The following is a 1092-nucleotide window of genomic DNA, read 5'->3' on the forward strand; positions in this document are numbered from 1 at the left end:
CAGAGGTGGTCCTACGTTTTGGACCAGTTTGCAGCCAACTTAAGATGGATCAGGGTTGTATTTAGGCTGCCAATTTCACGGTTTCGGCTTTGTTTCCATAAGCCTCATTCGGCGTCAATATACCGTGTGTGGAATGAGGCCTCTCTGAGTTGTAGTAGGCCAGCCACGTGCTGATCCCAGCGCGCATTTCTGAACCTGTCTCAAAGGCATTCAGGTAAACGCATTCGTACTTCAACGACCGCCACGGTCTTTCGATCATTCGGTTGTCGCGCCAAGCGCCCTTGCCATCCATACTGATCTTGATCCTTGCATCTGTCAGGACGTCGATCCAAGCACCGCTGGTGAACTGGCTACCCTGGTCGCTGTTGAAGATTTCCGGCTTGCCGTGTTTGGCGATGGCTTCTTTCAAAGCCTCCACGCAGAAGTCCCCATCCATGCTGTTGGACAGACGCCAGGCCAGGACTTTGTGACTGTACCAATCCATGATCGCCACGAGATACAGGAACCCGCGCCGCATTGGGATGTAGGTAATGTCTGCGCACCAGACCTGGTTGGGGCGATCAATCACCATGTTGCGCAGCAGGTATGGCCAAATCTTGTGCTGGGGATGCTTCTTGCTGATGTTTGGCTCCTGGTAAATCGGCACCAGCCTCATCAGACGCATCAACCGCCGTACGCGGTGCCGACCACATCGATGCCCATTCCGCTTCATGTAGCGGGCCATCTGGCGCGATCCATACCACGGCGTTTCAAGGAACTGCTTGTCGATGATTTCCATGAAACGCAGGTTTTCCGCGCTTTCACCAGCCGGCTGATAGTACAGCCGCGACCGTGATAACCGCAACAGTTCGCACTGTTTACGAAGGCTTAACTTGTGATCCCGGCTCACCATTTTTTGCCTCGCGTCCCGAGAAGTTGATGCGAGGCTTCCGCTAAAAAATCCCGTTCCACCACCAACTGGCCAATCTTCGAATGCAGCTTGTCGACATCAGCGGCGCTAACCTGTTCTGGAGCCGGAACAGACCCCTAAAGGCCGTCGCCATGTTCTCTATCGCTGCCCGCTTCCACGTTCCGATCTGCGTCGGGTGAACG

The 1092-nt window shown here is 54.6% G+C and carries 1 pseudogene; it reads right to left on the reverse strand.

Annotated features, from left to right (window positions below):
* Positions 1-97 precede the first annotated feature (97 nt).
* Positions 98-1092, reverse strand: a pseudogene (locus tag ABLN87_RS22260) (IS3 family transposase); the annotation flags it as partial.

The organism is Ruegeria sp. SCP10 (assembly GCF_040329495.1).
GTDB lineage: Bacteria > Pseudomonadota > Alphaproteobacteria > Rhodobacterales > Rhodobacteraceae > Ruegeria.